Here is a 7076-nt window from a genome sequence, read left to right as displayed (position 1 = left end):
GGGCCTGGTCTTTCGTGGTCGGTGGGTCGAGTGATTTGCTGGTTATCCGAAAGCGGTGCGTAGGTGTTGCCAGGCGGTCGCGATCGCTGATGCCCATCGCCAGGTGGCGTCGATACGGAGGCGAACCTGGCGGGCGCTGCGAGTGATACGGGCAGCGACGTGCAGGATCCGGTAGCGGAAGGTGGCGATCTCGGCGCGGGCCAGTGCGGGGTGGTCACCGAAGCCGATCAGCCGGGCCCAGGTGACCAGATCGGCGGCGGCCAGCACGATTTCCAGCCAGGCGGCGTTGGCCCAAAACGACTGGCAGGGCAGGTTGCGTAGCCCGGTGGCTTTCAGTTCGCGGATGCGGTCTTCGACGCGGGCGTGCTGGCGGTGCCGCAGCTCCAATCCGGCGACCTGACCGGCAATGACGCCGGGTTCGGTGTCGGTGATGAATGCGGTGACCCGCATCCCGTCGGCATCGGTGAACCGCAGCTGCGCACCCGGGTGGGGCCTCTCTTTGCGCAGGATCAGCCGGGTGCCAGCGGGCCAGTTGCTCAGGTTGACCAGGCCGGTGGCTTCGGCGACCCAGGCGCCGTCACGGATGCCGCCGTCGGTGTCGATCGCCGGATACCAGGCTTGGCCGAGGTTGAGGGTGTCGACCGCGTCCTGGACCCGCGCATCGACGGGGTATCCGAAGGAAAATCCCACCCCGGCGGTGCGGCAGGCGTCGGCGAACTTGTGGGTGGCTCCAGCGGTATCGCAGCGCACCAGCACCCGGCAGGCATCCGAATCTGGTGGACTACCTGGGCGGGGCCGCCATCGCGGCGGCAGCGAGGCCAGCGCGTGGTGCAAGACGATGATGTGGTCGCTGGCGGTGTTGGAGCCGGCGTTACCGGTGCGCAGCAGCCCGGCCAGCGCTTCCCCACCGGCGATCTCGGGACGATCCAGAAACGCCAGCAACGGATGGTGACCATAGGTTTTCTTCCAGGTCGGGGTGGCGCCGGTCTTGTTGTCGGAGTGATCGATGACCAGGGTGGCATCGAGGTCGATGTGCAGCCAGCCCTCACCAGTGGGGGCGGCTCCAGCCGCCCATGCTGCGGCCCGTGCGCCGGCTCGTGCAGCCCGCACCCCGGGCAGGTGGGCGGCGTCGATGCGCTCATCGATCAACCGCCACATCGTGGTTGTCGAGGCCTTCGCGCCGAACACATGTTCACGGTCCCCACACAACTGGCCGACCGCATCGATGCAATCGGCCCCGTCGGCGACCGCTGCGGCCAGATCGGCGAACACCTCACCGGGTGCGTACACCCACGGGCCCCGGTAGGTGTCAGCCAGCACGGCGGTGACCTGCGACGATAACCCCGTCAGATCGGCAAGCTCACGAAGCAAGCCCATCCCGGCATGCGACACCACGCCCTGCCCATCGGCGGACACTTTCACCCGCGCTGCGGCCACGATATTCTTCACCTGCGAGGTGCCTTCCCGTAGGAACGATTGAACCGTAGAGAAGTCCAATTATTCCTTGCAGGACAGGCACTTTCGCGTATCTACACCCCGAAAATCACAACACTTCACGAAAAATCCGGGTTAGGCAACCCAGCCGCACCTCGAATGAGGCCCGCCTGGCGACGAGGACATTACTCGTCGAGGCCGACGGCTCGGAATCCCACGAGCACCTCGTGGACTGACCCGAGATAACACCCTGAGGCCGTAGCCAACAGGTGGGCACAGCTCCCATTGGCTACATCAACGACACATTCCTGAAGACCCTGGGGAACGTATGTTCGATCGGATGTTCGCGGGGCTGGACGAGCCGGCGTTGCTCGCTGCCATCGAACGAGCCGCCTGCGAGGAATCCCGGGCAGGGGCGCGTAAATCGGCGGCGATCGCGGCACTGGTGCACGAGTCCGTGACGTTTGACGACGTGCGTGACCAGTGGGTGTGGGACTCCTGGATCGAGACCGCCTGCGAACTCGGCGCGGTATTGAACACCAGCTACCGCCGCGCCTCGGCCCAGATGCGTATCGCCCTCGCGTTGCGCGACCGGCTGCCCCGGGTCGCCGCGCTACATGCGCAGGGCCGGCTCAGTGCCCGGTTGATCGGGCAGATCACCTGGCGCACCCGGCTGGTGCAGGACCCGCAGTTGTTGGCGCTGTTGGACACCGCGATCGCGGAGAAGGCGACGCGGTGGGAACCCCTGTCCGATGACAAGCTGACCGCTGCCCTCGACGCGGTGATCGAGCGGTACGACCCCGATGCGGTGATCCGGGCCCGCGAACACGTCAGCGGACTGGACTTTAGGGTCGGGGCCAGCGACGACCCCGACGCACTGGTGATGGTGTGGGGCAAAATCCTGGGCTGCGATGCGGCGGTGCTGGCGGCCCGCATCGCCGAACTGCTCAAAGGGCTCTGCGACAACGACCCCCGCAGCGTCTGTGTGCGGCGCTCGCATGCGGTCGGGGCCATCGTCCGCGGCCAGGACCATCTGCGGTGCCGCTGCGGATCCCCGGACTGCACCGCCGCCGCGGTGGTGCCGGGATCGTCGAACGTGGTGATCTCGGTGCTCGCCGACCCCGCCGCCCTCGACGCCGTCCGCCAACTCATCGCCGACCAAGACCGCGACCAACAAGACAAACTCGCCGATAAACAAGCGAAAGCGAAGGAGCAGGGCAAAGCAGAATCGCAGCCGCAGACAGAACCGATCCCGCAGCCCGAGGCCGAGCCCGAGCCCGAGGCCGAGGCCGAGGTCGAGGTCGAGCCCGAGCCCGAGGCCGAGGCCGAGACGGCAATCGAATCTGAGCCCGCCCCCGTCAAGCCTGTTGCGCCGTCGAATCCTGCTGCGTGTGTGCGGGATTCAGGAGTGGCGTTGCTGCCCGGGGTGAAGATCCTGCCGATCGTGGCACTGGCCGAAGCGATCCGCTCCGGCGCGGCGATCAAAACCCTGTGGCTACCCGGCCCCGACCCAGAACCCCACTACCGCCCCTCAGCCAAACTGGCCGCGTTCGTACGCGCCCGGGACCTGTTCTGCCGCTACCCCGGCTGTGACGTCCCCGCCGAACACTGCGACCTCGACCACGTGGTGCCCTATCCGTACGGGCCCACCCACCCGTCGAACCTGAACTGCAAATGCCGCACCCACCACCTCGGCAAGACCTTCGCCGAGGGCTGGCAGGAACAGCAACTCCCGGATGGCACGGTGCTGTGGACGACCCCGGCCGGGCAGCGCTGCACCACGGTGCCCGGTAGTTGGTTGTTCTTCCCCGGCTGGGACACCACCACCGCCGAACTCCCGCCGATGGCCCAGCCGCCACCAGATCCCGACCGGCTGGCCAAAATGCCGAAACGACGACGCACCCGCGCCGCCGACCAAGCCGCCCGCATCAAAGCCGAACGCGAACACAACGCGCTCCAACGCGCCCTGGAAACCGAAAGAGCCAAAACCCCCGAACAAGCCCGCCGCGCCGAACAAGTCAGGTATGCCGGCCTACCACCACCGGCCTCACCTCAACCCGACTACGGCAACGACCCACCACCGTTCTGACCGTCAGGGCGCTACGTCGACACGACGCCGCGCAGTCCGTCGGCGCCGAAGATCGGCTCCAGCATGGCCGACAGGTCCGGGCCGCGGCGCAGGCCGTGGCCGCCGTCGACGTTGATCACCTGGCCGGTGATGAAGCTCGCGGCGTCGCTGAGCAGGAACACCGCGAGGTTGGCGATATCCTCGACCTCTCCGACGCGCGGCAGCGGGGTGCAGGCCGCGTAGTCCTCGCTCAACGCCGGGGTGTCGACGATCGGGGCGACCATATCGGTGCGTGTGAGCCCCGGGCGGATGCCGTTGACCCGCACCGACGACGGGCCGAGCTCGTCGGCCGCGACCATCATCAGGTGGTCGAGCGCGGCCTTGCTCGGACCGTAGGCACCGAACCAGCGGTGGGTGTTGCTCGACGCGATCGACGAAATGCCGATGAACGAACCCCCGCCGCCGCGCACCATCTCCCGCGCGGAGTGCTTGAGCACGTACATGGTGCCGTTGACGTTGAGGTCGACGGTGTTGCGCCATGCCGCGGAATCGATCTGGGTGATCGGACCGATGGTCTCCGACCCGCCCGCGCTGTGCACGACACCGTCGAGGCGCCCGTGCCACGCCGTCGCCGCCTCCACCAACCGGGCAGCCTGGTCCTCGTCGGTCACGTCGGCCGGCTCGTAGATCACCTCGCCCGCCCCGTCGCCGGTCTGCGCCTTGATCTCCTCGGCCGCGGCCGCGAGCTTGTCGGCGTTGCGGCCTGCCAGCACCGCATTGCCGCCCGAGGCGACCACTGCAGCCGCCACACCCTTGCCGATCCCGCTGCCACCGCCGGTGACCAGGTACGTGCGTTCCGACAACGACAACAGCATGAGAGTCCCTCCGAGTTGGAAGCCCGTCTAACTAGAACAGGTTCCAGTTATACGTCACGGCTGGTCGCGGCGGGACAACTTTGGCGCGCCCAGTGTGCGCCAGTCCGGAACGTTGGGCGGAAGTCCGACCGGATAGCGGTTCTCGTTGTACGCCGCCCAGTGGGCGTGCCCCAGCTCGTGGATGTGGAACGCGTGGCGCAGCGCCTCGGTGAAACCCATCGCATCACTGGCCGCGTTCACCGAGTCCTTGACCAGCAGCGCGGCCATGGTGGGCCGCTCGGCGATCCGGCGGGCGAACTCAAGGGTCTTGTCCTCCAGCTCGGCCCGGGGGAACACCTTCGACACCATGCCGAGACGGTGGGCCTCGTCGGCGTCGATGGCATCCCCGGTCAGCAGAAGTTCCTTGGCCTTGCGCGCGCCGAACTCCCACGGGTGCGCGTAGTACTCGACGCCCGGCATGCCCATCCGCACCGCGACGACGTCGCTGAACCTCGCATCGTCGGACGCCACGATCAGATCGCAGGCCCAGATCAGCATCAGCCCCGCCGAGATGGCGTTGCCCTGCACCTGGGCGATGGTGATCTTGCGCAGGTCGCGCCAGCGGCTGGTGTTGTTGAAGAAGTAGTGCCATTCCTGCAGGTAGGTCCGCTCGGAGATGGCGTCTCTGGTGCCGCCGTTGAACGTGAACGTCGGGTGCTGGTCGGGGCCGGGCGTCCGCTCGGCGATCGCCTCCTCAGACCCGAGGTCGTGTCCGGCGGAGAAGTTCTTGCCCCGCGCGGCCAGGATGACCACCCGCACCTCGTCGTCGGCCTCGGCCCGCCCGAACGCCTCGTCCAGCTGCACCAGCAGCGTCCGGGACTGCGCATTCTGTGCGTCGGGCCGGTTCAGCCAGATCCGCGCTATGCGACCCTCGTCGAGGGTCTCGTATGTCACCTGCTCCAGGGTCGCCACGCGTTGCACATTACGGTGAAAGTGTCACGCCACGAAACGGGACCCCGCAGTTGGCTACAGTTGTGTCATGCCTGCGAAATCTGACCCCGCCGAGATCGGCGACGTCGAACCCATCGCCGACAGCACCGAACGCCAGGCCCGCCGTGTCGTGGCCGCGTACGCGACCGACGCCGACGAGTGCCGGGTGTTCCTGTCGATGCTCGGTATCGGACCGGCGAAGCCCGGCGACTAATGGCGCCCCAGAGCGGACCCGAGGCCCGCTCCGGGGGTGCGGACTTCGTCGTGGTGGCCAACCGGCTGCCGATCGACATGGTGCGGCGGGCCGACGGCACGACCGAGTTCAAGCGCAGTCCCGGCGGCCTGGTGACCGCCCTGGAGCCGCTGCTGCGACGCCGACACGGCGCCTGGATCGGCTGGCCGGGCGTCCCCGAGGACGCCGACGATCCCAATGCGGCCACCGAGCCCATCGAGCAGGACGGGATGACCCTCGTTCCCGTGCGGCTGAGCTCCGAGGACGTCGCCGAGTACTACGAAGGCTTCTCCAACGCCACGCTGTGGCCGCTCTATCACGACGTCATCGTGAAGCCGATCTACCACCGGGAGTGGTGGGACCGCTACGTCGACGTCAACCGCCGCTTCGCCGAGGCCACCGCGAACACCGCCGCCGAAGGGGCCACGGTGTGGGTTCAGGACTATCAGCTGCAGCTGGTACCCAAGATGCTGCGGATGCTGCGGCCGGACCTGACGATCGGGTTCTTTCTGCACATCCCGTTTCCCCCGGTCGAGCTGTTCATGCAGATGCCCTGGCGCACCGAGATCATCGAGGGCCTGCTCGGCGCAGACCTCGTCGGCTTCCACCTGCCCGGCGGCGCACAGAACTTCCTGATCCTGGCCCGCCGGCTCATCGGCGCGACCACCTCGCGCGGCAACGTGGGTGTGCGCTCGCGGTTCGGCGAGGTCCAGTTCGGTTTCCGCACGGTGAAGGTGGGCGCCTTCCCGATCTCGATCGACTCCGCCGAACTCGACCAGCATGCCCGCAGCCGGGCGACCCGGCAGCGCGCCAAGGAGATCCGCGCGGAGCTGGGCAACCCACGCAAGATCCTGCTCGGCGTCGACCGGCTGGACTACACCAAAGGCATCGACGTCCGCCTGCGCGCGTTCTCCGAGCTGCTGGAAGAGGGCCGGATCGACCCGGAGGACACCGTGCTCGTCCAGCTGGCCACCCCCAGCCGTGAGCGGGTGGAGAGCTACGTCGCCATGCGTGAGGACATCGAGCGTCAGGTCGGCCACGTCAACGGCGAGTTCGGCGAAGTGGGGCACCCGGTTCTGCACTACCTGCACCGGCCCATCCCACGCGAGGACCTCGTTGCGTTCTTCGTCGCCGCCGACGTCATGCTCGTCACGCCGTTGCGCGACGGCATGAACCTGGTGGCCAAGGAGTACGTCGCCTGCCGCCACGACCTCGGCGGCGCGCTGGTGCTCAGTGAATTCACCGGCGCCGCAGCAGAACTGCGCCAGGCCTATCTGACCAACCCGCACCACATCGAAGGGGTCAAGGACGCGATCGAGGCCGCGCTCACCCAGGCGCCCGAGGAGGGCAGGCGCCGGATGCGGGCGATGCGCAGGCAGGTGCTCGCCCACGACGTCGACCGGTGGGCCCGGTCCTTCCTCGACGCCCTCGCTTCCAAAGAGCCGGTCGAAGGCTGACCCGCCGGGCGCCGGTGTTACGTTCCGATGCCAATGGGATC

General features: G+C 67.9%; 6 protein-coding genes. 3 read left to right on the top strand and 3 right to left on the bottom strand.

Features of this window, described 5'->3' with window-relative positions; translation table 11 throughout:
* Nucleotides 1–42: 42 nt before the first annotated feature.
* Nucleotides 43–1449, bottom strand: a complete 1407-nt coding sequence (locus tag BN976_RS26535; protein ID WP_036367445.1) for an IS1380 family transposase — start codon at nucleotides 1447–1449, stop codon at nucleotides 43–45.
* Nucleotides 1450–1762: 313 nt separating this feature from the next.
* On the opposite strand from BN976_RS26535, the gene BN976_RS26530 reads away from it, so the two are divergent.
* Nucleotides 1763–3523 carry an HNH endonuclease signature motif containing protein gene (locus BN976_RS26530; RefSeq protein WP_036375488.1) on the top strand — a complete coding sequence of 587 codons (1761 nt, stop codon included), beginning with the start codon at nucleotides 1763–1765 and terminating at the stop codon, nucleotides 3521–3523.
* A gap of 11 nt (nucleotides 3524–3534) precedes the next feature.
* On the opposite strand, the gene BN976_RS26525 is transcribed toward BN976_RS26530, so the two are convergent.
* Together BN976_RS26525 and BN976_RS26520 are read right to left on the bottom strand one after the other, a co-directional pair.
* Nucleotides 3535–4377 carry an SDR family oxidoreductase gene (locus BN976_RS26525; protein ID WP_011782330.1) on the bottom strand — a complete coding sequence of 281 codons (843 nt, stop codon included), beginning with the start codon at nucleotides 4375–4377 and terminating at the stop codon, nucleotides 3535–3537.
* 54 nt (nucleotides 4378–4431) lie between these two features.
* The gene (locus tag BN976_RS26520) at nucleotides 4432–5328 is read right to left on the bottom strand and encodes an enoyl-CoA hydratase (RefSeq protein WP_199559015.1); all 897 of its coding nucleotides are present in this window, start codon (nucleotides 5326–5328) and stop codon (nucleotides 4432–4434) included.
* A gap of 67 nt (nucleotides 5329–5395) precedes the next feature.
* On the opposite strand from BN976_RS26520, the gene BN976_RS34080 reads away from it, so the two are divergent.
* Nucleotides 5396–5560, top strand: a complete 165-nt coding sequence (locus BN976_RS34080; RefSeq protein ID WP_011782332.1) for a hypothetical protein — start codon at nucleotides 5396–5398, stop codon at nucleotides 5558–5560.
* Nucleotides 5560–7035, top strand: a complete 1476-nt coding sequence (locus tag BN976_RS26515) for an alpha,alpha-trehalose-phosphate synthase (UDP-forming) (RefSeq protein ID WP_036375485.1) — start codon at nucleotides 5560–5562, stop codon at nucleotides 7033–7035. Before BN976_RS34080 ends, BN976_RS26515 begins: the two co-directional genes overlap by 1 nt.
* The last annotated feature ends 41 nt before the right edge of the window (nucleotides 7036–7076 follow it).

It is taken from the genome of Mycolicibacterium austroafricanum, from assembly GCF_000612725.1.
Classification (GTDB): domain Bacteria; phylum Actinomycetota; class Actinomycetes; order Mycobacteriales; family Mycobacteriaceae; genus Mycobacterium; species Mycobacterium austroafricanum.
Note: the sequence above shows the minus strand (reverse complement) of the source record. Positions and strands in the feature narration are given on the sequence as shown.

Bases quoted from the DNA above. Each gene is read 5' to 3' on its own strand.
- BN976_RS26530 (WP_036375488.1), top strand. From the start codon at position 1,763: ATGTTCGATCGGATGTTCGCGGGGCTGGACGAGCCGGCGTTGCTCGCT.
- BN976_RS26525 (WP_011782330.1), bottom strand. From the start codon at position 4,377: ATGCTGTTGTCGTTGTCGGAACGCACGTACCTGGTCACCGGCGGTGGC.
- BN976_RS34080 (WP_011782332.1), top strand. From the start codon at position 5,396: ATGCCTGCGAAATCTGACCCCGCCGAGATCGGCGACGTCGAACCCATC.
- BN976_RS26515 (WP_036375485.1), top strand. From the start codon at position 5,560: ATGGCGCCCCAGAGCGGACCCGAGGCCCGCTCCGGGGGTGCGGACTTC.